The following is a 23930-nucleotide window of genomic DNA, read 5'->3' on the forward strand; positions in this document are numbered from 1 at the left end:
GTGGTGAATCGAAATGGCATCATTACGTGAGATCCAGATGCGGATCACCTCGACCCAAAGCACGAAGCAAATCACGAAAGCGATGAACATGGTGTCGGCATCGAAGTTGAACCGGGCCCAAGGGAACAACGCCAACTTCAAGCCGTACATGGACAAGTTGCAAGAAGTCATCTCGTCGATCGCCGGTGGTACATCAGGCGCGACACACCCGATGCTTCAAGTACGTCCCGTCAAACGGACTGGTTACATCGTCATCACGTCAGACCGCGGACTCGCAGGTGGATATAACGCCAGCGTCTTGCGTGACGTGTACCGTGAACTGAAAGACAAGCACACATCAACAGATGAGTATCGTCTTTACGTAATCGGAAAAGTCGGTGTCCAGTTCTTCAAGTCACGCAACATCCCGGTGTATAGCGCGATGACAGGGCTAAACGACCAACCAACTTTTGTTGAAGTCGCAGAAATCGTCAAACAGACGGTTGGTGCCTTCAGCGAGAGCGAGATTGATGAATTGAAGCTTTGCTACAACTCGTTCATCTCGGTCATCAGCCAAGAAGTGAAGATTCAACAATTGCTCCCGCTTGGGGATATCGAACAGTCCGCATCCAATGTGATGTATGAATACGAACCAGAAGAAGAAACGATCTTAGCGGCGCTCCTCCCACGTTATGCGGAAGGACTCATCTACGGCGCATTGCTCGATGCGAAAGTATCGGAGCACGCAGCACGGATGACGGCGATGTCGAGTGCGACAGACAATGCGGATGAACTCATTCGCGGACTCAAGCTCAAATTCAACCGCGCGCGTCAAGCAGCGATCACACAAGAAATCACAGAGATTGTCGGAGGTGCGTCGGCGCTTGAATAAGCGCACGCTCTCTAGATTGTAGGAGGCTAACACGATGAACGAATACGGCATGAAAGGCCGCGTAGTCGCAGTCATGGGCCCAGTTATCGACGTTAAGTTCGACAACCACTTACCGAACATCTACAACGCTCTCAAAGTCACTCACGTGGCAGCGACAGCAGACGATGTTAGTGTCGACTTGACGCTCGAAGTAGCTGTTCACCTTGGTGACGACACGGTCCGTACGATTGCGATGGACTCAACTGACGGCGTTCGCCGCGGTATGGAAGTACTTGACTTAGGATCACCGATTTCGGTACCAGTTGGAGAAATGACACTTGGACGTGTCTTCAACGTTCTCGGTAACCCAATCGATGATAAAGAAGTGGCAGCTGACGTGCTTCGTGCACCGATTCACCGTCAAGCGCCAACATTTGACGAATTGTCAACGAAAGTTGAAATCCTTGAAACAGGGATTAAAGTCGTCGACCTTCTCGCACCATACATCAAAGGTGGTAAAATCGGCCTCTTCGGTGGTGCCGGTGTAGGGAAAACCGTCCTCATCCAGGAACTCATCAACAACATCGCGCAAGAGCACAGCGGGATTTCTGTATTCGCAGGAGTCGGTGAGCGTACGCGTGAAGGAAATGACTTGTTCCACGAGATGACGGATTCAGGCGTTATCAAACAAACAGCGATGGTATTCGGTCAGATGAACGAACCACCTGGCGCACGTCTCCGTGTTGCCTTGACTGGTTTGACAATGGCAGAATACTTCCGTGATGAGCAAGGACAAGACGTTCTTCTCTTCGTTGATAACATCTTCCGTTTCACACAAGCAGGTTCTGAGGTATCGGCTCTTCTCGGACGTATGCCATCGGCGGTAGGTTACCAGCCGACACTTGCTACGGAAATGGGTATGCTTCAAGAGCGAATCACATCGACTGCAAAAGGATCGGTAACATCGATTCAAGCGGTTTATGTACCAGCCGATGACTATACGGACCCGGCTCCAGCAACTACGTTCGCCCACCTTGATGCAACAACAAACCTTGAGCGTCGTCTCTCGGAGATGGGTATTTACCCAGCCGTTGACCCACTCGCATCGACTTCACGTGCCCTCTCTCCTGAAATCGTAGGAAAAGAGCATTACGAAATCGCGCGTAACGTTCAACAGACGCTTCAGCGCTATAAAGAACTTCAAGACATCATCGCAATCCTCGGGATGGACGAGTTGTCTGAAGACGACAAACTCACGGTTCACCGTGCACGTCGTATTCAGTTCTTCTTATCACAAAACTTCCACGTGGCTGAGCAGTTCACGGGCCAAAAAGGTTCGTACGTGCCAGTCAAAGAGACAGTACGCGGCTTCAAAGAGATTCTCGAAGGTAAACACGATGATCTTCCTGAAGATGCATTCCGTCTCGTTGGTCCAATCGAAGACGTCATCGAAAAAGCGAAGACGTTGGTCTAAGACCTACGCGGAAGGGGGAAACTAGACGATGAATACTGTTCACGTCAACGTCGTCACCCCGGATGGTGCAGCCTTTGAAGGGGACGCACGAATGGTCATCGCCAAATCGGTTACTGGTGAGCTCGGTATCTTACCGAAGCACATCCCGATGGTGACACCACTCGACGTCTCAGTTCTCAAACTGCGCCACGAAGATGGTGGACGCACGCTGATCGCAATCAGCGGCGGTTTCATGGAAGTTCGTCCCGATACGGTGACGATCTTAGCTGAAACAGCCGAAATGGCGGATAAGATCGACTATGACCGCGCTTCTGCGGCGAAAGTTCGGGCCGAGCGCCGTCTCCAAGACACGAAGCTCTCAGAACTCGAATTCCGTCGTGCGGAACTTGCGCTCAAAAAAGCGATCAACCGCTTGAGCATTCGCGATATGAAAGAGTAACAATGACTCTCACACGAAAGTGTGGGAGTTTTTTTGTGTTTGAATGAAAAGATAGGTCTTTCGTCTTACTCCTAAATCATGGAACTAGTAAAAAATGTAGAGATGACGACCGATAATATAAGGGGAATGATTGTAAAGGGGAGTAGGAAATGAAAGTTTACGTTGCGCGACAACCGATTTTTGACCAACAATTACGCGTTTGCGGCTACGAACTGTTGTATCGCCGCAGCGAAAATAACATTTTCGAGAATGTCGATGATTCGTTAGCAACGGCTGACGTGATTCATAACGCCTATCTCGTCTTTAATTTTCGGGAATTAACAGAAGGGACAAGGGCATTCATCAATTTTCCACAGACGTTGATTGAAGGGGAAGTGCCATCGTTATTGCCTCGTCAATCACTCGTCGTGGAAGTGCTCGAGCACGTCGAACCGACCGAAAAAGTGTTGCAGTCTCTTCGTTCGCTCAGACGCCAAGGGTACACGATCGCGCTCGATGATTTCGTGTTTGAAGAAAAATATCGTCCATTAATCGGCTTGGCTGACATCATTAAAATTGATTATCAAGCCACACCAGTGGAGCAACAGCAGAAGCTGATCGATGCACTCGGTCACCGCGTCGAGTTTTTAGCGGAAAAAATTGAGACGCCTGCAGAGTATGAAATTGCGAAACGATTAGGGTATAAGATGTTCCAAGGGTACTTCTTCAGCCGACCGATTGTCGTACACGGAGCAGAGGTGCATCCGTTGCGCCATACGCTCATCGAGGTGTTAAAAGAACTAGATCGTCCAGAACCGAGTTTTCGTCGCATCTCAGCCCAAATCGAACGTAGCGTAGATTTGTCCTATAAGATGCTTCGTTCGGTCAATACGGTGTATCAGAAAGGACGTCGAACGATTCAATCGATTGAGCAAGCTGTCGCACGAATCGGGCTCGATGAATTGAAACGATGGTCTTATCTGATGTTACTTCGCGAGATGCAGACGTCCGAATCGAAGGAATTGATCAAACAGAGTGTCATTCGAGGAAAAATGATGGAATTGATTGCAGAGGATACAAGCAGTGATGTCTCTCCGTTCGATGCCTTCATCACGGGCATTTTCTCATCGCTCGACGTCATTCTCGATGAGGCGATGCAAACGTTGATCGCAGAGCTTCCTGTAGCGCCTCCTGTGAAGTCTGCGCTACTCGGAGAACCCAATGGATTGCGGATGTTACTCGAGGATGTCATCGCCTATGAGCGGTTGACAATCCCTATTCATAACACAGATTCAGATTGGGCTCAATACTATGTCGAAGCGATTCGATGGTCACGTAGCCTTGACGAATCGAGTGAATAATGTTTGAAATATGTGAAGGGCGTCAATTACTGTAGTAAGACCTTACTGCGGATGACGTCCCTTTTGGTGTGTTTGTGGAGAAAGTGAGTTGGTCGAATGGTCTAAACCGCTCGAAGCTTGAGACACTGTGTCTTTTTTTCTCTAACATGACATGATATGATTGAAAATGGTACGAATTTTAGAAAAGAGGGGAATCGTCGATGGTGAATACCGTACTTTCGCTAGCGATTTATGTCATAGCGATTTACGTCGCTTGGTGGGCACTCTTACCCGTCAAATGGGACAAGTTGCTCAATCAGGTGAGGAGCCCGCAAGCAGCTGTCTTGCGCGTTCTCGTAGCAGTCGTCTTCGGTTCGTTGATTGCTCAGTTCTTTTTGGAGTATATCCGATTGGCACAGGAGCTCGCACCTTTACAGTAGCCACAGAATATTTAATAAACTGTAATCCTGCTGTAACGACTCCTATATGTTTATCATGTAGGATAAATTCGTCTGACATGATGTTTTTTCATTCCGTTCGCATTTATTTATTACCTTTTTAATTGATGAATGAAAAACCCATCACGTTTTGCAAACCATTCTAATAATCGACATCATCACATCCGAGATCGGATATCGACGCACTATATAAAAAAACAATGAAGTTGGAGGACAAAGAGAGATATGAAGGATTTGATTGTAGTCCGTGGAGGACGTAAACTGTCAGGTACTGTGCGCGTTGAGGGAGCAAAGAACGCTGTACTCAAAACATTGGTTGCCACTCTGTTAGCTAGCGAAGGAAAGTCAATTTTACAAAACGTACCACGTCTTGCTGACGTGTACACGATTAATAAAGTACTTCGTCACCTCGGTGCAGAGGTGTCATTCAATGAAGAGAATAATGAAGTAACTGTCGATGCGTCGGGCGACATCAAAGATGAAGCACCGCTTGAGTACGTTCGTAAGATGCGTGCTTCAATCCTCGTCATGGGACCTCTTTTGGCTCGCCTCGGTCATGCGCGTGTCGCAATGCCGGGCGGATGTTCAATTGGCTCACGTCCAATTGACCTCCACTTAAAAGGATTCGAAGCGATGGGTGCGAAGACGGTCATCGGAAACGGATTCGTAGAAGCTTCTGTAGAAGGTCGTCTCCAAGGCGCGAAAATCTATTTGGACTTCCCATCAGTTGGTGCGACGGAGAACATCATGATGGCAGCTGTGCTTGCTGAAGGCACAACAATCATCGAGAACGTCGCGAAAGAGCCAGAAATCGTAGACCTTGCAAACTTCTTGAACGGAATGGGCGCACACGTACGTGGCGCAGGAACAGAAACGATTCGCATCGAAGGCGTGGAAACACTCCGTGGTGCAGAACATTCCATCATTCCTGACCGTATTGAAGCGGGAACATTCCTCGTCGCGGGTGCGATCACAGGAAGTGACATCGAAGTTATCGGTGCAGAGCGTGAACACCTTCGTCCACTCATTTCGAAAATGGAAGAGATGGGCGTACACTTCGAAGATACAGCGGAAGGCATGCGTGTCTCAGCGCCGGATCAGTTGAAGCCGGTTGATGTGAAGACGATGCCACACCCAGGATTCCCGACAGACATGCAGTCACAAATGATGGCTCTCGTCTTGAAAGCAGGCGGCACATCGGTCATCACGGAAACTGTGTTTGAGAATCGCTTCATGCACGTGGAAGAATTCCGCCGCATGAACGCAGATATTAAGATTGAAGGCCGTTCAGCAATCGTCAAAGGTGGCGTTCGCCTTCAAGGAGCGGAGGTCGTCGCAACTGACCTTCGTGCCGGAGCAGCACTTATTCTAGCGGGTCTCATCGCAGAAGAAGAGACACGCGTTGGTGATTTATATCATATCGACCGTGGATACGTAGACTTCCACAAAAAACTTCAAGCACTCGGTGCCGACATCGAGCGCATTCAAGGAACTGTCGAAGTTACGAGTGAAATGGTTCAGAACTAAGAAACGAGCACGAATTAGAGAGCGAGGAGAGACTCTTCTCGCTCTTTTCAATGAAGAAATGAACGGAGGAACCTATACATCATGTTTTCAAAAGATATCGGGATTGATTTAGGGACAGCAAACGTTGTCATTCACGTAAAAGGGAAAGGAATCGTCTTAGACGAGCCTTCAGTCGTTGCGATGAAACGCTCTACAGGGAAAGTGCTAGCAGTCGGTTCAGAAGCGTATGAGATGGTTGGTCGTACACCTGGTGATATCGTGGCGATCCGTCCTCTTCGTGATGGAGTCATCGCCGATTTCGCCACCACAGAAGAAATGCTCCGTCACTTCATCGAGAAAATTCAAGTCCGTGGCTTCTTCGGAGGCATTCGCATGTTGATTTGTACACCGGCGAACGTGACACCGGTCGAAGCGAAAGCGATACGTGAGGCTGCTGAAAAAGCGGGTGCGAAAGAAGTCTTCCTCGCCGTAGAACCAAAGGCGGCAGCTGTTGGTTCGGGCATGGACATCTGGAAGCCGGTCGGTCACATGATCATCGACATCGGTGGTGGGACGACAGATGTCGCGATCCTCTCGATGGGTGATATCGTCTGCGGGGAAACAATCAAGATTGCAGGAGATCGTTTCGATACGGACATTCTCCGTGCCATCAAAGAGAAGCACAAGCTCATCATCGGGGAACGGACAGCCGAGCAAATCAAGAAAGAGATTGCGACGGTGTTCCCAGGTGGACGTAACGAGTCGATGGACATTCGCGGACGTGACATGGTACGTGGATTGCCACGTACAGTGACGATCACGTCAGAAGAACTTCGTGAAGCGATGGCCGAGTCAGCGAACGAAATCGTGGAAGCGACGAAACGTGTCCTTGAACAGACACCACCGGAGCTTGCGGCTGACATTATCGACCGTGGCATCATCATGACAGGTGGAGGATCACTCCTTCACGGCCTCGACCAACTCGTCGCCGAGCGTGTCATGCTTCCAGTCATGATGGCTGAAGAGCCGACGCTCAGTGTCGCGCACGGAACAGGAATCATGCTCGAGAACTTAGATCGATTGAAATAAACAAACAGGCGACCGTGCGCGGGCGCCTGTTTTTGTATGGACAGAAGTTCACTGCCAATCATTGGATATATAGGTATATAATGAAATCAACGATAATGGAGAGGGGAATCATGATGGCACCGATAAACTAACGAACGAAACAGAAAACATTAGAATCGGAGGACATCATGAACAAACCACTTACACTGATTACCGGAGTCAGTCGCGATCAAGGTATAGGGGCTGCCATCGCACGAAAATTGGCCTCTGAAGGGCATGACTTATATTTGACACATTGGAGTCCGTTTGACGCGACCGAAGGCGTCGGGAAGAGACTGGATTCATTGAACGGTTGGTTGAAGAATTGACGATAAAAGGCGCTCGTGTCGAGCATGAGGCGTATGATTTAGCCTCGGGTGACGAAGTCGGGCTACTTGATCGGATTGAAGCCAAACTTGGTGTACCGAGTAGGCTGATTCATAACGCCACCTATGAGCGACATGTCAACACTGAGAACTTTACGACTGACATCTTGAGAAAACACTATATGGTGAACAACGAAGGGGTACTCGGACTCACCTTTGCGTTTATTGAACGTTATCAACAAGCGGGACATCAAGACGGACGCATCCTGTTTTTAGTATCGGGTGGAGCCGATGCGAATAACTTAGCGTATATCGCGACAAAAGGGGCACTGATCGCCATCACGCCTGCACTCGCGAACGGAGTAGGGAAGTATGGGATTGCGGTGAACGCACTCGACCCAGGACCGACAGACACGGGATGGATCAACGAGGAGCTTCGTCAGCATCTGCTTCCATTGTTCCCATACAATCGGGTGGGAGCACCTGAAGATACGGCCCGCTTCGTCGCTTTCTTGATGGGAAAAGACGGGGCATGGGTGAACGGACAGCATTTGCACGTGGATGGTGGGTTCACAGGGCGCTAATACACAAAAGCATCTCGCTTTTTACGCGAGATGCTTTTTCTTAGTGCCATGTATAGTCTTTATCGACAAGTAATCGATTTTTCAGTTCGGTCTTAGAAGTCGAAGGTTGTGCCGAATCAAGCCACTCATAGTAGTCACAAGCACAGGATTCACCGAGTTCAATCGAGTATCCGTTATTGATTGTCTTCACGGTGATATCGAGTTCATGCTCCGCTAACGTCTTTTTCAAGCGATAAATCGAATTATATACGTTGTGCAGGGCGCGTTGTGGCTCATCGATATCCGGGTACAGTGTTTCTGCGAGTACCCATTTATTGATAACCTGTTTGCGATGGTAGACCAAGTAGGCGAATAACTCCTCCGTTTTTTGTGTTGGCCACTTCACCAGATTCCCATCCTGTGTTCGCACTGAAAAACGATCGAGAAATTGAATGCGACAAGATTGGTGCGGATTTTTTTGCTGGATGGATTCGTAACGTTGCACAATTCGTGGAATGACACTATGAATCATCTGCTCCGTGATGGGCTTCAACAAGTAATGGGTCGCATGTAGGTTAAACGCTTCGACGGCATATTGTTGATGAGCGGTCGTGAAGACGACCTGCGTCCGTTCCGGAAGATAGGTCGCAAGCTCCAGTCCCGTCATTTCAGGCATTTCAATATCCAAGAAGACGAGGTCGACCGGATGTTCTTGAATAAATGTGAGGGCTTGAGTCGGACTTTGGAACGAACCGACCCATTCGAGAGACGGTTCCTCTTTCACAATCCGCTCCATCATCCCTAAAATATGATGTTCATCTTCAATTAAAATCGTACGCATTTATGTGATTCGTCCTTTCTTGTTTGGGTAATCGCAAGTGAACGGCAGTCCCTCGTTTTAAAGTTGAGGTTAAGTCGAACGTCGCCCCATGAAGGTGTTCGATTCGGCGTTTTATATTACCGATTCCGATACCTGATGATTCATCTGACTGGCTCGGATCAAATCCACTTCCTGTATCCTGAACATGGATGTCAATCATCCCGTTTCGCTCTTGAATGGAAAGTGTGAGTTTCTTTTGTCCGGGATGTCGATAAAGACCGTGTCGAACTGCGTTTTCAACGAGCGGCTGAATCAACAGCGGTGGAATTGTACATTCTAAAAGTGTGTCATCGATTTCCTTCACGACCTCGAACGAATCGCGGAACCTGGTCTGTTCGATGGCGAGGTAGGAGTCAATCATATCTACTTCTTGTCGAATGGAAATATCGTGATCCGTTCGACCATTTTCGAAAATAAAACGGACGTACGTACTTAAATGACTAAGCAGACGAGCGGCATCAGGTGGTGACGTATAGCAGAGTGCAATCACGTTCCCGAACGTATTGTAGAGGAAGTGTGGTTTGATTTGAGCGTTAAAGAACGACATCTCGTGTTGTGAGGCCAGTGCTTCGACTTGTTGCTTTTTCCTTTTATCCGTAGACAAATGGATTGGTAACAGTAGAAACATCAACAAGAAGTAAATGATGGTAAACGTATTGGCGTACAATTGTTGATTGGACGACACGATAAACGTCGACATCATAATCCCAATATACCCGATGATCTGGGCGAGTGTGAATGTTAGTAATTCAAGCGTATTCATACTTTTGTGTTTTTCAAGAAGCCATCCAATGTTTAAGCCGACCCAGAAAAACGTAATGAACAACACAACGATCCATACAAAGTATTCGAACACGCTGTAAACAGAACTTGGCAGAATGATGGCTAAGGCGGTCAGACCATAAAGTGGGTATCTCAAGATCGCTAAGAACCGATCGAAGGAGACACGTTCTAAACATCTCGCAAATTCAATCAACATGATAATACTCAAGAGGGCCAAACCTAACGTCAACTTGTCACTATCCGATATCCATACCCCGTCCCGAGACATAATGGAGAAGCTCGTTAAGAGGAAGAAGGCTGTCCCGTAACCATACAACCGTTCATTTCGATGGAATAAGTAAACGATGGCATAAAACATGGCAATCAGAAGTGAAATGAGCAACATGAAAAATTCATAGCCCGTGTAAGCATTTTGAGCCGTCATGATTTGATGTAACGGTCCGACCAATATACTTTCTTCGATGGGCAGAGAATTCCCTGCCTCAGATGTATGTTGAATCGTCAATCGGAACTCTCTCGTTTCATCGTTTAGTAACAAAAGTGAAGGTTGTTCACCAAAACGATTGTTGCCGATTCGTGTCGTGTCAACAGATGATCCATCAATCAAAATCGTAGAGGAGGACAGCGATGCAGGAATGAGTAACGCGTACGTCCCTTCTGGAAGTGAGAGATCAATTTCATATGTGGATTCCTTGTAAGGTGTTGTAAATGGGATAGTTCGATAAGAGCGGCGATCGACGTTCGAGACAATCCCGGATTCGTAACGCCACGATCCATCGAGGCGGAGAATTTCTTCGTCGATAGAGGAAGAGAGAAGCGAAGCTTCACCTTGTTTCACGGTGACGATTGGATTGATTGACTGATGTCGAATCAATAAAGTGAGGCCGATGCCAATCAACATCACAAGGATGAAGATAAACGTCATTCGATTACGAGTCATGCGCACATTCCCTTCATGCTTTGTGAGTTTCTTGTGAGGACACTACGTTATTCTTCCTATTAGGTGAATGGATTTTTGCAGTGACTCTCCGTCTCATCATCGTACCCGAACTTTTTTTGTTTGAACAGAAAAAGTCATTCACCGTACGGAATGAGACACTCCAGGAGTAAAGGAAGAAGGCATTCCATGAAACGTTGGATTGAACAACGAATTAGTCGACAAGTTATGACAATTTTTTATATATTGATCGCCTTAGTGACGCTCACTTCGGTTGGGACTTATTTTTACACACAACAATCGATTCAACAGACGACCGTTCAATTGGAACGGATCAGTGAGCAACGCGCACGGGCAACAGATTTATTTGAAACGTGGCAATCGATGCAATATGAATTACGAGGTCATGTTCTTTTAGGAGATCGTGCCTTATTAGATGAAGTACGAACGGCTCAAACGAACATTGATGAGCAAACGACCTGGTTCGAAGAACAGGCAAACAATGAAGAAGAAGCACAGTTCGCGGAAGATGCAAGACTCCTCTTCTCGATTTATACGACACGCGTCATGCCGGCGCTTGAGCAGTATGTGATTGCGAAACAAGCCGGGGAAGTGGACGAATCGTTCCTGCAAATGCGTACGGTCGGGCAATTCATGCCGAAAAATGAAACGTCGACTCAGACGCGATTTAAGCTCAACTCAAGCAGTGCTGCGGATATGAGTGCAAGTATCGTTGATATGGAGTCGGTCTTTACCGATTATCGGGCGAATCTTGATTTTCAGGAAAGTGAATTACGCGACGCACTCTCGAAACAGTTAGTGAAAGCACAGTGGATGTGGCTCTTGATTTTACTCGGCGCACTCTTCTTGTTATTCGTCGGCTTACAGCCGTATATTTTGCGGCTGACGAATCAACTACAGACGCTCATGGTCAACAGCGAGCGACTGGCGACGAATCCAAGTGCGACCCTCATTCCGATCAAGCCGCTCCAAAATGAGGTCGGTCAGTTATCGAAAGCGTTCAATGAAATGGCAACCTCGCTTCGGAGTCAGCAAGACCAAGTCGACTTAGAGCGTGAGAAGACGGCTCGAATCCTGCACACGATGCGTGACTCGATTGTGTATACGGAACTCAAGACGAATGAACGGTTCGCCAATAGCGCACTCTTTGACTTGTACGAACATCCGATTCCATCAACGGAACGCGGCAGCCTCTATCCGATTGCGATGTACTACCCGATGTTCATGAATCAGATCGATGACAAAGAGGGACTAAACCAATTCACGAAGCGTGCGAAAGAGGAAAGTATGTTCGATGAGACGTTCACGTATACGATGCAGGATGGTCAGAAGACGATTCGAATGTACGCTGAACCGATCGATTTGAAAAATGAACGAGTCGGTGTCATCTTCGTATCACGAGATATTACCCAGGAAACAGAAATCAATCAAATGAAGACCGAATTGGTCGCAACCGTGTCCCATGAGTTGCGAACACCGCTCACATCGATTCTCGGATTTTCAGAGCTTCTGAAGAGTCGTCAGCTAGACGAGACGAAACGAGAGCGTTACTTGGAAATGATTGCGAGTGAGACGAAACGTCTCGAACGTCTCGTAAGCGATCTGTTAGACGTTCAAAAAATGGAGGCGGGCATGGGGACGCCTGAATTTAAAGTTGAGAGCTTATACGACTTACTATCTGATTTACTCGAGATTCACGCAGGGTCGACGGAACAGCATCTCTTCCACTTTGACTGTGATGAAACGCTCTTTGTCGCAGGGGATCCGGCACAGCTACGACAAGTGTTCTCGAACATCTTGAACAATGCCATCAAATATTCGCCGGACGGTGGAAATGTGACGGTCGATGTGACGTGTGAAGAAGACACGATTCAAATCGCCATCACGGATGAAGGACTTGGACTTTCTGAGGAAGATGCTGAGCGTATTTTTGATAAGTTTTATCGCTCTTCATCTGAAGAAAGTAAACAAATTGGTGGAACTGGACTAGGATTATCCATTTGTAAAGAAATCGTCCAATTGCATGGCGGTACGATTGGTGTCCGCTCTCAAATCGGAGAAGGAACGACGATGGTTGTCGAGTTACCGATGGTCGATCATGTTAACGAAGAAAGTTCATCCTAAATCGTAGGATGAACTTTTTTTGAAAAAACGGTGAATGCAACGCTCGTTTGGTACGATATATAGAGTGAATCATGTTACAGGATGAAAGGAAGACGACTATGCTACGCGGATTATATACAGCGGCAGGCGCAATGAATGCCCTTCAGCGCCAACAAGAAATTTTAAGCAATAATCTCGGTAACGTCAGAACACCGGGCTTCAAGGCGTCTGACGGCGTCGTCCGATCGTTTCCGGAGATGTTGCTCGCACAGGTCAGCAATCCCGATAACGGGAAGTCGCGCGTAAACGGTGAAGTAGGTACCCTTTCAATGGGCGTCTATCTTCAAGAGACGATGCCACGTTTTTCAGCGGGGAGTATCACAGAATCGGGAAGTCCGACAGATCTTTATTTGAAGGCTTCTGCTGATTTTACGGGTGCGCCGATGTTCGCGGTCGAACAGGCAGGAGAGACGTTGTATTCGACGAACGGACGCTTCTCGATCGATGAGGCGTTATTCCTTCGTTCGGCAGACGGTGGCTATGTCCTCTCAAATGAAGGAGAGCGCATCCAGCTCCCGTCGAGCGAGTTTCAGGTAGGCAAAGACGGTGTTATCACGTCGCTTGGTCAAAACGTGGCGACACTCGGTGCCTATCAAATCGATGATTTGACGACGCTCGAGCAAGTGGGGAACGATTGGCGCGTGACAGGTGACGCACCTGCACCGGCACAAGTAGACGTGTTACAAGGTTTCATCGAAGAAGCGAACGTCAATCTCGATCAGACGATGGCCGATCTTATGATGACGTATCGTCAATTCGAAGCGAACCAAAAAGTCGTCCAAGCGTATGATAAAAGTGCCGAGCGAGCTATCGAAATCGCTCGCGTTCGTTAAGGAGGAACACCATGCAGTCCATTTATAACTCGGTCAACTCCCTGTCCCAACTTCAACGTCAGTTAGATGTGACAGGTCATAACATCGCGAACGTCGATACGGTCGGCTTCAAACGTCAGCAAGGACACTTCGCATCATTGTTATCGCAAGCGTATGATAACCAGCCGCGTCCTGAATTTGAAGTCGGGCGGGACACACCGAACGGCATTCGCATTGGGGTCGGTGGTCACGTCGCTGATATCACGCAACAATTCAATATCGGACAAGTACGCATGACAGATCGCGGTCTTGACGTCTTCTTGAAGGCGAGCCGTCAGTTCTTCGTCGTGGACACGCCGAACGGTGTCGGGGTGACACGTAGCGGGAACATGCAACTGTCTGTCGGTAATGAGACGACACTCGTCGATGTGAACGGAAACCCACTTCTTGGGGATGATGGCAATGCAATCGCCATGCCAAACGAGGCGACGAAGCATCGCATTCGTCAGGACGGCGTGGTCGTGGCGAGCGTGAACGGTGTCGAACAGGAATTTGGACGACTCGATATCGTGGAAGTCCGAAACACGTCTGAACTACGTCCTCTCGGTGATAACGTCTTCGCAGCCGATCTCGAGACTGAAGTCGATCGTCCGCTCGGTAACTTATTGATGGAAGGGACGCTCGAGTCCTCAAACGTCGATTTGACGAAAGAGATGACGGATATGACCATTACGCAGCGTGCGTATCAAATGAACTCTCGTGCCCTTTCGATGAGTGATCAAATGATGGGGCTTGTCACAGCACTACGACCTTAAGGCTTTACCGCTTCTCCGTGGGAGAGGCGGTTTTTGCTATAGAAAAAGGAGGACAGACAGATGCGAATCGTCGTTGCCATGGATTCATTCAAAGGCTCGCTATCTAGCATGGAAGCGAATCAAGCCGTACGTCGTGCGTTAGAAGGGCATGACGTCATCGTCATCCCGATTTCGGATGGAGGGGAAGGATTTCTCGATGCGTGGCTTGCGACGCACGTGGATTCGTCGTTGATAGAAGAACCTGTTCAGTGTCTGGATGGGACAAAGCGAATCGCTCGGTTTGGGTTCGAGTCGTCGACGAAACAGGCAGTCATTGAAGTTGCAGAAACGACTGGATTGACCCTCCTCACGCACGTCGATCCGTGGCGCTATAGTTCGATTGGGGTCGGAGAACAGATCATCCAAGCACTAGATTATGGTGCGACTTGTATCACCGTCGGACTTGGCGGGAGCGGGACGATTGATGGTGGGAAAGGGATGCTTGAAGCGCTAGGCGTTCGTTTCCTAGATGTGAACGGTACTGTATTACCGTCAATCCCACATCAGCTTGCGGACGTCGTATCCATCGATTGGTCTGGGCTCGATCCGAGAGTGCGCGACGTTGAATGGAGGATGGCCTCTGATGTCCATAACCCGTTGACGGGAGAACGGGGGGCCGCGCAAGTGTTCGGTCCTCAAAAAGGGTTGGCGATGGATGACGTGAAGCGCTATGATCAGTTCCTTGATGCTTACGCAAGCTGTTTTGATCAGGATATGAGGGGATTTGACGGAGCCGGAGCGGCAGGCGGCATCGGATTTGCACTCTTGCAGCTTGGGGCGACCTATGTGAGTGGCATCGAAGAAGTCGTCCGTTGGTCAAGGTTCGAAGAGCACGTGAAGGGAGCAGATTGGCTCATCACGGGAGAGGGGAAGTTTGATGCACAAAGTTTAGAGGGGAAGGCACCTTATGGATTGGCGCGTCTTGCCCACACATACGGTGTACCGACGCTCGTGTTCGCCGGACAATCTGACTTGACCGCTCATGTGGAGTCTGGGATTGTCGCCGTCTTTCCGATCGTGTCACGCATCATGACACTAGAAGAAGCGATTTGGGAAGCCGCCCCGTTACTGACAAATGCGGTCCAACGGGTTCGCCATGTTATCGAAAAAGCGCTTTGACGATCGTCAAAGCGCTTTTTGCTTGTTACGGACGTTCTTTTAATAAGTCACGAATCTCAGTCAACAACTGCTCTTCTTTCGTAGGAGTCGGGGCAACGGCCTCTTCGACTTCCTTCTCACGTTGTAGACGGTTGATGAGCTTTACAATAAGGAAGAGTGCGAAAGCGATCAAGATGAAGGATACAATCTGTTGAATGAAGTTCCCGTATAAGACGTCCACTCCAAGCACACTCGCTTTTAAGTTAGAGAAATCGATTCCTCCGATAATGATTCCGAGAAGCGGCATAAAGATATCGTTGACGAGCGAGTTCACGATGGCTGTGAACGCCGCACCGAGTACGACGGCGATAGCGAGATCGATGACGTTCCCGCGCATCGCGAACTTTTTAAATTCTTTTAACATAAATGAACCTCCTGACGTTGAATAGCATAAGCGTAGCATATTTTGGCGAAAGACAGAAAATCGTTCAGCTTCTGTCAGGGAAGGATGCTTGTTCGACATTTGTGCATAGGGTACACTAAAAAGGTAGCAATTTACGCATTTTAATACCAGGTACTAATATGATATAATCATTTTAGCTGAAAGGATGGTTGGACGTGGCGAACGATGAACAAACGAGTTCGGAAGAACAAAAGGGTTCACCAGAACAAGAGACGAAGCAGAAACAGCGATCACGATTGTCGAATCATCGTCGATTCCCGATTTTACTGCGTGTACTTGTCGTTTTGGTGTTGGCGATCGCGATGCTCGCCCTCGGAGCGATCATTGGATATAGCGTCATTGGCGGAGGCGACTGGAAAGATGTGTTTGACATCGAGACGTGGCGCCATATCACCGATTTTTGGCTAACCTCTTAAAGGCGGTGGATGGATGTATACAATTGAGCAAATTAAAGAAGTAATCCCACACAGATACCCGTTTCTGTTAATTGATCGAATTCTCGAAGTCGAGGAAAAGAAGCGTGCTGTCGGATTAAAAAATGTCACGGCGAACGAAGAGTTCTTTAACGGGCATTTCCCAGACTATAACGTCATGCCAGGCGTCTTAATTGTTGAGGCACTCGCACAAGTCGGTGCTTTCGCGATGTTGAAAGACGAATCGAATCGAGGCAAGCTCGCCTTTTTCGCAGGGATTGACAACTGTCGTTTCAAACGACAAGTCGTCCCGGGTGATCAGCTTCGCCTTGAGGTAGAAATCATGAAAATTCGTGGGCCAATCGGTAAAGGACGTGCCGTGGCCACGGTCGATGGAGAAGTTGCTTGTGAAGCAGAACTCACTTTCGCCTTGAAGTAAGGAGAAATGGGATGCGTGCTTTAGTAATTGTTTTACTAGTAGGCTTAATGACGATTGTGGGCTGTCAGCAACTGCAAACAGAAGAGTCGAACGAAGAGAACATTGTGTACGAACAGGACGTGAATGAGGCGATGATTGAGAAGCGTGCGGGTCAATCTGATGCGATTGCCGTTTCGCTCGAGCGGACGAACAATACGACGATGCTCTTCACAATTCGTATGCTTGAAAATCGGCGCCTCGACCCGACGACAGTCATGAGTTATGAGGTCGACGGTGAGCGGATCGCCATTCCATTCGGCGAACTGATTGCAGAACGGGAAGAAGATATTCGGACGTATGAATATCAGACCGATGTTAACCCTGATCTTTTCGTGTCGGATACACTTCCGCTCTTTCATTTAGTGGAGGAAGGCGAGACGGAAGTCACGATTCCGCTCGAAGTCGTCGATTCGACAAACCTTGAATAAAAACAGACGATTTTGTCGAAAATCGTCTGTTTTTTTGTTGAGATTGATTCATTTTGTCCGATACAAAGAGTAAGGACAGAATGGAGGAAATCGAGATGAAACAGAAATCACAGTCGTTACAGACACGCATTTTAGCAGCGATGCTAGTCTTCGTCACCTTGCTCATCGTTTCGTTCGGGGCGGTGCAGTACTTCAGTACGAAGCATTCCGTACTCAGCACGTTGCATGCGACGATGATTGAAGACGGTGAACGGATTAGCGAGACGTTAGATGCGGATACATATGCGTCTTTCATGGCTAATCCGTCAAAAAACGAGCAGTATGAACAGTTGCGAGAATATCTCGATACATATCGCCAACAAATCGGGGCCATGTATGTGTACACGATTGCTACGGCGGGCGAAGAAGTTCAAATTATCGTCGATGGCTTGAGTCAGGCGGATGCGGCCGAGATCGGCACACCGACTACGACGATGACATATGAAGGGGCAATGGATGCGTTTGAAGGTGAGACCGTCACAACAAACGTCATTGATGACCCGGAATACGGGAAGTATGTGACGGTACTCGTTCCAATCAAACGAGGTAGCGAGGTCATCGGAGTACTCGGGATTGATAAAGCAGCAACAGAAGTCGAGGCAATCACGGGAAATGTGTTAACCGAAAGCTTGCCGCCAATCCTAATCGGACTTCTCGTCTTACTCGTCGTTGCAGCCGTCATTATTTGGCGGTACCTTGGCTGGAAGTTACGACCGCTCCAAGCACTAGAGCGCGTCGCGACATCGATTGCAGAAGGAGACTTAGCGACAGCATCGAAGGATGTAGAGAAGATTCAATTGAAATCGAATGATGAGATTAAGCGTCTGACGGTATCAATGGATAAGATGACCCATATGTTGAAAGACCTCATCTCCGGTATCCAAACGTCGGCGCAGACGGTCCGGGATGAGAGCGGGAACGTCTCGAGCATCTCGGAAGAAGTGAATGACGCCTCTCGTCAAATCGCCTATACGATGGAAGAGATTGCGAGCGGTGTCGAAAATCAAAGTGTGTTGACGATGCGTCTGTATGGTCATATGAATGAATTCTCGACACTCGTCGAGCAAACGACGTCAGACGGAGATCAAGTGAGCGAACAAGCAGAAGTCGTCAGTCGGGTGACGATGGATGGCCTTCGCTACATGGAGAGCGCGGTCAGTCAGATGACACACATCCATGAACAAGTGAAGACGTCGCAAGGACAAGTTCGTGATTTTGAACAACAAGCGGATGAAGTGACGGAGCTCGTCACGATGATTCGTCAAATCTCACAACAGACGAATTTACTCGCGTTGAACGCAGCCATCGAAGCGGCACGTGCGGGTGAGCATGGGAAAGGGTTTGCGGTCGTCGCCTCGGAGATTCGGAAGTTGTCGGACAGTGTCGCAGAATCCGTCAGTGAGATTTCGGAAATTGTCGGAAGCGTCAAACAAAATTCGATTGCACTCGGTCAGACGTTCACGGAAAGCATGACGGCGGCCGAGGAAGGAAAAGAAACGCTCGAATCGACGAAGCGTGCCTTCACGGAAATCGAACAGAGTGTCCGGCATATGCAACAGTTAACGAATTCGATGCGTGGGCAACTCGATCGGGTGAAGACGAACCAAGACCATATCCAACACGGTCTATCCGAGATTGCTTCTATCTCTGAAGAGAGCACGGCTGGAAACGAGGAAGTGGCCGCTTCAACAGAACAGATGTCAGCGACGAGTGAGACGATGAACCGTCTCGTCAAGGACTTGTCGACGACAGCCGAATCGATGCAACAGATGAGCCGACAGTTCAAGTTGTAAGCAGTCTCACATCAGACAGACCTCTCTCGTGTCCGCTATAATGGGCGCAAGGGAGGTTTTTTCATGCAACAATTCTCTAGTGAACTGACACAATTTCGCGGAAGTCATTATGACTTCGGGCGATTTCAAGGAAAATATATAAAACGAAGTCAACTGCTCGAGAATCGGACGGACCAGTGGAAACTACGCGTTCCCCGTTTTGAGATTGACGCGACAGAGGCGAAGGCTGCCTTCGACGCAGTTGCTCCGAAGATTTGGGAAGAGTTGATTGGGCTTCAAGACGAGCTTAAACTGTCCCTCAATGATACGTTGCTCCATTTCGGACATTTCCGCGTCAATAATCCGATTAGCGGCTGCTCGATTCTGACCGGGGATAATTTCCTCGTCCGGAACTATGACTATCATCCGATGACCTATGACGGGCGCTACAACGTCTTTCAACCAGATGATGGATATGCCGTCATCGGACCGGTGTCTCGTGTCACGGGCCGCATGGATGGGATGAATGAAAAAGGTCTCGCGATGGGATACAACTTCATCAATCGTCGTCGACCGGGGGACGGGTTCGTCTGTCAAATGATTGGACGCATCATTCTTGAGACGTGTGCGACGGTAGAAGAAGCAGTCGATTTATTAAAAGAGATTCCGCATCGTGGCTCCTTCACGTACGTCGTCCACGACAAGTCGTCGAAGACACGCGTGATCGAGGCGACACCGCGGGATATTCAAGTGCGGGAATCGAATATATGTACAAACCATTTCGAACTGTTGCAACACGAGAATCGTTACCATCTTGATGATTCCACCCGTCGCATGATGGAAATCAAAGTGGTGCAACATTTGATTCAAGACGCGGAGAGCGCGTTTCGTCTCATGAACGATACTGACAAAGGAGTCTTCTCGGAACTGTACAAGAGCTGGGCGGGAACGATTCATACGGCTGCCTATTTCCCAGAAACACTCGAGACGTGGTTTGCGCTCGGTGGAGACCGTGATCCGGTCATCTTTGATTTCCAAAAATGGCTTGATGGGGAAGACTTTGACTTGCACGCACTTGACGGTGAACTCGCGACCGATATCGAGTTTGCGAATACGGTCCAACTTTGGCGCTGACGTTTGTCAGTGCTTTTTTTGTAGAAACGGGAATACACATAACAGGAGGGATGAAAGATGAAACGATTTGGCATCATACTCATTATGCTCACACTCGTTACACTACTCGGTGGGTGTGTGCCTGGCGACGGGACGTATACGACGGACCCGGCAGGCTTTTTCTGGGGCATCTGGCACGGATGGATTGCGCCGATCTCACTCATTTTAGGGTTATTCAATGATACGTATCGGGTGTACGAAGTGAACAACACCGGCTGGTTTTACGACTTAGGATTTTATATCGCTGTTATCAGTGGATTTGGAGGATTGACGTTGACGCGGAAGAGTCGGGGATGATCTTGAGTGGCCCAGCGAGGTCACTCTTTTTTAAAATCTTTTTTACCGTAAACGCTTGCATTAAAATATTTTTCATATTATGATTCAGGTGAAAATGATTTTAAGGAGGATTTATTCATGTCACGTCTCTTTGAACGAGCGCAACAATTCGGGAAATCGTTCATGTTGCCAATCGCTGTCTTACCGGCAGCCGGACTATTGTTAGGGATTGGGGGCGCCTTGTCTAACCCAAATACGGTACAAGCGTATCCGTTTCTCGACATCGACTGGTTGCAACATCTATTCACGATTATGGCGGCCGCGGGTTCGATTGTATTTGCGAACTTGGCAGTATTGTTTGCTATCGGTGTTGCTGTCGGACTTGCGAAGTCTGATAAAGGCACGGCCGGTTTGGCAGCAATGCTTGGTTATTTGATTATGAATGCGACCATCAACGCGATGCTGCAAATTACCGGAGAGTTGATGGAAACGAACTTAGCGAGTGCGGGTCAAGGGATGGCACTCGGGATTCAAACACTTGAAACCGGTGTGTTCGGCGGGATATTGATTGGGATTGTCACGGCACTCTTGCATAACCGCTATAATAAGCAAGTCTTACCACAATTTCTCGGCTTCTTCAGCGGATCACGATTTGTACCGATTATCACATCGTTCGTCGCGATAGGTGTCGGGATTGGACTCTATTTTATTTGGCCGACGGTGCAGAATGGAATTTTCTCACTAGGTGGTCTCGTTGAGAAAACTGGTTACATTGGAACATTCATCTATGGGTTTGTCCTACGGATGCTCGGTCCATTCGGGTTGCACCACATCTTCTACATTCCGTTTTGGACGACCGGGCTCGGGGGCTCGATGGTTATCGACGGTACATTGATTGAAGGGACACAAAAGATTTTCTTCGCGCAATTGGCTGATCCAAATACGAGCCAATTTTATGAAGGGACGGCGCGCTTTATGTCTGGTCGATTCATCACGATGATGTTCGGTCTTCTTGGCGCAGCGCTCGCGATGTATCACTGTGCTAAACCAGAGCAAAAGAAAGTCGTATTTGGACTTTTGTTCTCTGCTGCACTTACGTCGTTCTTGACAGGAATCACAGAACCGCTCGAATTCGCGTTCTTGTTCGTAGCACCTGTTCTCTATTTGGTCCATGCCATCTTTGATGGTCTGGCCTTTATGATGGCTCACATCTTCGAGATTACGATTGGTCAAACGTTCTCGGGAGGGTTCATCGACTTTATCTTATTCGGGGTTTTACAAGGGAATGACAAGACGAACTGGATGCTCGTACCGGTCATCGGTGCCTTTTGGTTCTTGCTCTACTACGTAACGTTCCGTTTCCTCATCACGAAGTTCAACTTCATGACACCAGGACGCTCAGATGAAACAGCTAAAACAGCAGACATTGCGGCGTCTGATCGTTCAACAGCCATCATTGCGGCACTAGGTGGCGATGCAAATATTGAAACGGTCGACTGTTGTGCGACACGCCTTCGCGTTACCGTCAACGACAATCAACATGTCCGTGAAGATTTGTTAAAAGAGACGGGCGCTCACGGGGTAGTTCAAAAAGGGAATGGAATTCAGGTAATCTACGGTCCTTCTGTTACAATTATTAAGAATGAAGTCCAAGAGGCGTTAGGCCGGGGCGAATAACGAATGTGTTGGAGGGAAGAATCGTGTGGGAGCAAATGAAACACGTGTATTCAGAAATGACAGACAGTGAGAGAAAGATTGCGGACTATCTCATGGTAAACATGAAAGAGGCCATCGAGATGAACATTACCGATCTGGCAAACGCAATCGCGACTTCTCCAGGAACAATCACGCGATTTTGTAAGAAAATCGGCGTAGGAAGCTATAGCTCACTGAAGCTCATGATGCAAAAGACGTTAACGGAAACGAATTTGCCCCAAACGACTTCACTGGAACCGATGCAGAGGTCGTATATTGAATTGATTCAAACGACCGCTCATTTGATTGATCAGGACGAATTGATTGCTATTTGTAAGGAAATTGTTTCGAGCCGTTCCGTCCATTTGTATGGGTTGGGCAACGCCGGTCTCGTTGCACAAGAGATGGAATATCGATTGAGACGGATGGGCTTACTGGCGACTACGGCGTTTGATAGTCACAGCATGGTCATGGACGCTTCGATTGTCACATCAGAAGATGTAGTCATTGCGTTCTCGAACAGTGGAGAAAGTCGAGAAGTCGTCCAAGCCGTTCAACTTGCAAAAGAATCAGGCTGTACGACAGTGGCGTTCGTCGGATACCAGCATTCACCACTCGCTGAGCTTGTTGACTATCGTTTGTTGACCGCCGGTGCGTCAGGAGAGGCATTCTTAATTAATACCCAACTCCCGCTTCTGTTTACGGCAGATGCGGTGACGAAAACATTGATGGAGACGAATGAAGCATTAAAAGCGCACTATATGCGAACGCTTAAAGCGCTTGATCGTTTAAAAGAAAGAAGTGAGTAATCAGTATGACAACATTACCGACTGGATTGATTGTTTCGTGCCAGGCTTTAGAAGGTGAACCACTCCATAGTGAGTTCATTATGGGACGGATGGCCATTGCGGCCGTTCAAGGGGGCGCCAAAGGAATTCGGGCCAATTCAGCGAAAGATATTCAAGAGATTAAACAACAGGTTTCGGTTCCGATTATCGGAATCGTCAAACGGGATTATGAAGACAGTGACGTCTTCATCACTGCAACGATGAAAGAAATCGAGGAGTTGACTGAAGTCGGCGTGGATGTAATCGCCCTCGATGCGACAAAACGCCTCCGACCGAATGGGATGACACTTCAAGAGTTGGTGCATGCCATCCGCTCGATTTATCCGAATCAATTGTTGATGGCTGATTGCGCGACCCTCGAGGACTGCATTGAGGCAGATCGCCTTGGTTTCGACTATATCTCGACAACTTTGCACGGGTATACAGACGAAACGAAAGGATCTCTCCTCTATCACGATGATTTCAAATTTTTAAAAGATGTGTTAGATCATGTGTCTCGACCAGTTGTTGCAGAAGGAAATATTTTGACACCTGAGATGGCGAAGCGTTGTATGGACTTAGGAGCGCATGCTGTCGTCGTTGGTGGTGCAATTACACGTCCACATCAAATTACCGCACGGTTTGATGCCGCACTTGCTGCTAATGTGAAGAGTTCGTTGTAAGCTCTTTGGAGCGATTTATAGAGACTTTCGATTGATTTACACCTCAATTGAAAGTTTAAAAAAGAGTATATTGCCAGCACACAGTTTGAAAAG

At 48.2% G+C, this 23930-nt stretch carries 25 protein-coding genes; 22 read left to right on the top strand and 3 right to left on the bottom strand.

From position 1 onward, the window contains the following. The first annotated feature begins 13 nt into the window (after window positions 1–13). From atpG to KNO91_RS04740, 9 genes are all read left to right on the top strand, one after another. Window positions 14–871, top strand: a complete 858-nt coding sequence (gene atpG / locus KNO91_RS04700; protein WP_074035890.1) for an ATP synthase F1 subunit gamma — start codon at window positions 14–16, stop codon at window positions 869–871. 34 nt (window positions 872–905) lie between these two features. Continuing rightward, a complete protein-coding gene (gene atpD, locus KNO91_RS04705) occupies window positions 906–2324 on the top strand; it encodes a F0F1 ATP synthase subunit beta (protein ID WP_159562971.1) in 1419 nt (472 codons plus the stop codon). Window positions 2325–2352: 28 nt separating this feature from the next. Continuing rightward, entirely contained in the window at window positions 2353–2763 is a 411-nt protein-coding gene (locus KNO91_RS04710; protein WP_012727354.1) for a F0F1 ATP synthase subunit epsilon, read from the top strand. A 149-nt stretch (window positions 2764–2912) separates the two neighbouring features. Next, on the top strand, window positions 2913–4103 hold the full coding sequence (locus KNO91_RS04715) for an EAL and HDOD domain-containing protein (protein WP_214792937.1): 1191 nt from the start codon (window positions 2913–2915) through the stop codon (window positions 4101–4103). 200 nt (window positions 4104–4303) lie between these two features. Further along, entirely contained in the window at window positions 4304–4522 is a 219-nt protein-coding gene (locus KNO91_RS04720) for a DUF1146 family protein (RefSeq protein WP_214792940.1), read from the top strand. Window positions 4523–4765: 243 nt separating this feature from the next. Then, the gene (murA, locus tag KNO91_RS04725) at window positions 4766–6067 is read left to right on the top strand and encodes a UDP-N-acetylglucosamine 1-carboxyvinyltransferase (RefSeq protein WP_214816487.1); all 1302 of its coding nucleotides are present in this window, start codon (window positions 4766–4768) and stop codon (window positions 6065–6067) included. A gap of 81 nt (window positions 6068–6148) precedes the next feature. Further along, window positions 6149–7135, top strand: a complete 987-nt coding sequence (gene mreB / locus KNO91_RS04730; protein ID WP_074035900.1) for a rod shape-determining protein — start codon at window positions 6149–6151, stop codon at window positions 7133–7135. Between the two features lie 167 nt (window positions 7136–7302). Further along, on the top strand, window positions 7303–7482 hold the full coding sequence (locus tag KNO91_RS04735) for a hypothetical protein (RefSeq protein ID WP_214816489.1): 180 nt from the start codon (window positions 7303–7305) through the stop codon (window positions 7480–7482). Then, window positions 7467–8063 (top strand): SDR family oxidoreductase, encoded by a 597-nt coding sequence (locus KNO91_RS04740; RefSeq protein ID WP_214816491.1) that lies wholly within the window; start codon window positions 7467–7469, stop codon window positions 8061–8063. The genes KNO91_RS04735 and KNO91_RS04740 overlap by 16 nt, the downstream gene beginning before the upstream one ends. Before the next feature lie 40 nt (window positions 8064–8103). Here KNO91_RS04740 and KNO91_RS04745 read toward each other — a convergent pair whose 3' ends face one another. Further along, window positions 8104–8883: a response regulator gene (locus tag KNO91_RS04745; protein WP_214792946.1), complete on the bottom strand. Its 780-nt coding sequence runs from the start codon at window positions 8881–8883 to the stop codon at window positions 8104–8106. Then, a complete protein-coding gene (locus KNO91_RS04750) occupies window positions 8864–10645 on the bottom strand; it encodes a sensor histidine kinase (protein WP_214792950.1) in 1782 nt (593 codons plus the stop codon). Before KNO91_RS04750 ends, KNO91_RS04745 begins: the two co-directional genes overlap by 20 nt. Before the next feature lie 186 nt (window positions 10646–10831). On the opposite strand from KNO91_RS04750, the gene KNO91_RS04755 reads away from it, so the two are divergent. The 4 genes from KNO91_RS04755 (at window position 10832) to KNO91_RS04770 (ending at window position 15611) form a co-directional block, all read left to right on the top strand. Beyond that, the gene (locus KNO91_RS04755) at window positions 10832–12787 is read left to right on the top strand and encodes a HAMP domain-containing sensor histidine kinase (protein ID WP_214816494.1); all 1956 of its coding nucleotides are present in this window, start codon (window positions 10832–10834) and stop codon (window positions 12785–12787) included. A 98-nt stretch (window positions 12788–12885) separates the two neighbouring features. Continuing rightward, window positions 12886–13659 (top strand): flagellar hook-basal body protein, encoded by a 774-nt coding sequence (locus KNO91_RS04760; RefSeq protein WP_214816497.1) that lies wholly within the window; start codon window positions 12886–12888, stop codon window positions 13657–13659. 11 nt (window positions 13660–13670) lie between these two features. After that, complete coding sequence (locus KNO91_RS04765; protein ID WP_214816499.1) at window positions 13671–14453, top strand: flagellar hook-basal body protein; 783 nt, start codon at window positions 13671–13673, stop codon at window positions 14451–14453. 60 nt (window positions 14454–14513) lie between these two features. After that, entirely contained in the window at window positions 14514–15611 is a 1098-nt protein-coding gene (locus KNO91_RS04770) for a glycerate kinase family protein (protein WP_214816501.1), read from the top strand. A 25-nt stretch (window positions 15612–15636) separates the two neighbouring features. Here KNO91_RS04770 and mscL read toward each other — a convergent pair whose 3' ends face one another. Beyond that, a complete protein-coding gene (gene mscL, locus KNO91_RS04775; RefSeq protein WP_214792967.1) occupies window positions 15637–16014 on the bottom strand; it encodes a large conductance mechanosensitive channel protein MscL in 378 nt (125 codons plus the stop codon). Window positions 16015–16208: 194 nt separating this feature from the next. On the opposite strand from mscL, the gene KNO91_RS04780 reads away from it, so the two are divergent. The 9 genes from KNO91_RS04780 (at window position 16209) to KNO91_RS04820 (ending at window position 23837) form a co-directional block, all read left to right on the top strand. After that, window positions 16209–16469 carry a DNA-directed RNA polymerase subunit beta gene (locus KNO91_RS04780; RefSeq protein ID WP_214784769.1) on the top strand — a complete coding sequence of 87 codons (261 nt, stop codon included), beginning with the start codon at window positions 16209–16211 and terminating at the stop codon, window positions 16467–16469. Between the two features lie 13 nt (window positions 16470–16482). Then, window positions 16483–16905 (top strand): 3-hydroxyacyl-ACP dehydratase FabZ, encoded by a 423-nt coding sequence (gene fabZ / locus KNO91_RS04785; protein ID WP_214786316.1) that lies wholly within the window; start codon window positions 16483–16485, stop codon window positions 16903–16905. An 11-nt stretch (window positions 16906–16916) separates the two neighbouring features. Continuing rightward, window positions 16917–17372, top strand: a complete 456-nt coding sequence (locus tag KNO91_RS04790; RefSeq protein ID WP_214792970.1) for a hypothetical protein — start codon at window positions 16917–16919, stop codon at window positions 17370–17372. A gap of 95 nt (window positions 17373–17467) precedes the next feature. Further along, window positions 17468–19204, top strand: coding sequence for a methyl-accepting chemotaxis protein (locus KNO91_RS04795; RefSeq protein ID WP_214816502.1), 1737 nt, complete (start codon window positions 17468–17470; stop codon window positions 19202–19204). 63 nt (window positions 19205–19267) lie between these two features. Then, the gene (locus KNO91_RS04800) at window positions 19268–20317 is read left to right on the top strand and encodes a C45 family autoproteolytic acyltransferase/hydrolase (RefSeq protein WP_214792976.1); all 1050 of its coding nucleotides are present in this window, start codon (window positions 19268–19270) and stop codon (window positions 20315–20317) included. A gap of 57 nt (window positions 20318–20374) precedes the next feature. Beyond that, complete coding sequence (locus KNO91_RS04805; RefSeq protein WP_012727334.1) at window positions 20375–20653, top strand: hypothetical protein; 279 nt, start codon at window positions 20375–20377, stop codon at window positions 20651–20653. 117 nt (window positions 20654–20770) lie between these two features. After that, window positions 20771–22309, top strand: a complete 1539-nt coding sequence (locus KNO91_RS04810; RefSeq protein WP_214792979.1) for a maltose/glucose-specific PTS transporter subunit IIC — start codon at window positions 20771–20773, stop codon at window positions 22307–22309. A gap of 23 nt (window positions 22310–22332) precedes the next feature. Beyond that, entirely contained in the window at window positions 22333–23136 is an 804-nt protein-coding gene (locus KNO91_RS04815; RefSeq protein ID WP_214816504.1) for a MurR/RpiR family transcriptional regulator, read from the top strand. A 5-nt stretch (window positions 23137–23141) separates the two neighbouring features. Further along, complete coding sequence (locus KNO91_RS04820) at window positions 23142–23837, top strand: N-acetylmannosamine-6-phosphate 2-epimerase (protein ID WP_214816506.1); 696 nt, start codon at window positions 23142–23144, stop codon at window positions 23835–23837. Window positions 23838–23930 lie beyond the last annotated feature (93 nt).

It is taken from the genome of Exiguobacterium sp. s59 (assembly GCF_018617475.1).
Lineage (GTDB): Bacteria > Bacillota > Bacilli > Exiguobacteriales > Exiguobacteriaceae > Exiguobacterium > Exiguobacterium aestuarii.

Excerpts from the sequence above, each read along its gene's own strand:
- KNO91_RS04820 (WP_214816506.1), top strand. The coding sequence starts at position 23,142 with ATGACAACATTACCGACTGGATTGATTGTTTCGTGCCAGGCTTTAGAA.
- atpG (WP_074035890.1), top strand. The coding sequence starts at position 14 with ATGGCATCATTACGTGAGATCCAGATGCGGATCACCTCGACCCAAAGC.
- KNO91_RS04795 (WP_214816502.1), top strand. The coding sequence starts at position 17,468 with ATGAAACAGAAATCACAGTCGTTACAGACACGCATTTTAGCAGCGATG.
- mscL (WP_214792967.1), bottom strand. The coding sequence starts at position 16,014 with ATGTTAAAAGAATTTAAAAAGTTCGCGATGCGCGGGAACGTCATCGAT.
- KNO91_RS04715 (WP_214792937.1), top strand. The coding sequence starts at position 2,913 with ATGAAAGTTTACGTTGCGCGACAACCGATTTTTGACCAACAATTACGC.
- KNO91_RS04710 (WP_012727354.1), top strand. The coding sequence starts at position 2,353 with ATGAATACTGTTCACGTCAACGTCGTCACCCCGGATGGTGCAGCCTTT.
- KNO91_RS04800 (WP_214792976.1), top strand. The coding sequence starts at position 19,268 with ATGCAACAATTCTCTAGTGAACTGACACAATTTCGCGGAAGTCATTAT.
- fabZ (WP_214786316.1), top strand. The coding sequence starts at position 16,483 with ATGTATACAATTGAGCAAATTAAAGAAGTAATCCCACACAGATACCCG.
- atpD (WP_159562971.1), top strand. The coding sequence starts at position 906 with ATGAACGAATACGGCATGAAAGGCCGCGTAGTCGCAGTCATGGGCCCA.
- KNO91_RS04760 (WP_214816497.1), top strand. The coding sequence starts at position 12,886 with ATGCTACGCGGATTATATACAGCGGCAGGCGCAATGAATGCCCTTCAG.
- KNO91_RS04765 (WP_214816499.1), top strand. The coding sequence starts at position 13,671 with ATGCAGTCCATTTATAACTCGGTCAACTCCCTGTCCCAACTTCAACGT.
- KNO91_RS04810 (WP_214792979.1), top strand. The coding sequence starts at position 20,771 with ATGTCACGTCTCTTTGAACGAGCGCAACAATTCGGGAAATCGTTCATG.
- KNO91_RS04745 (WP_214792946.1), bottom strand. The coding sequence starts at position 8,883 with ATGCGTACGATTTTAATTGAAGATGAACATCATATTTTAGGGATGATG.
- KNO91_RS04805 (WP_012727334.1), top strand. The coding sequence starts at position 20,375 with ATGAAACGATTTGGCATCATACTCATTATGCTCACACTCGTTACACTA.
- murA (WP_214816487.1), top strand. The coding sequence starts at position 4,766 with ATGAAGGATTTGATTGTAGTCCGTGGAGGACGTAAACTGTCAGGTACT.
- KNO91_RS04790 (WP_214792970.1), top strand. The coding sequence starts at position 16,917 with ATGCGTGCTTTAGTAATTGTTTTACTAGTAGGCTTAATGACGATTGTG.
- KNO91_RS04755 (WP_214816494.1), top strand. The coding sequence starts at position 10,832 with ATGAAACGTTGGATTGAACAACGAATTAGTCGACAAGTTATGACAATT.
- KNO91_RS04735 (WP_214816489.1), top strand. The coding sequence starts at position 7,303 with ATGAACAAACCACTTACACTGATTACCGGAGTCAGTCGCGATCAAGGT.
- KNO91_RS04750 (WP_214792950.1), bottom strand. The coding sequence starts at position 10,645 with ATGACTCGTAATCGAATGACGTTTATCTTCATCCTTGTGATGTTGATT.
- mreB (WP_074035900.1), top strand. The coding sequence starts at position 6,149 with ATGTTTTCAAAAGATATCGGGATTGATTTAGGGACAGCAAACGTTGTC.
- KNO91_RS04770 (WP_214816501.1), top strand. The coding sequence starts at position 14,514 with ATGCGAATCGTCGTTGCCATGGATTCATTCAAAGGCTCGCTATCTAGC.
- KNO91_RS04720 (WP_214792940.1), top strand. The coding sequence starts at position 4,304 with ATGGTGAATACCGTACTTTCGCTAGCGATTTATGTCATAGCGATTTAC.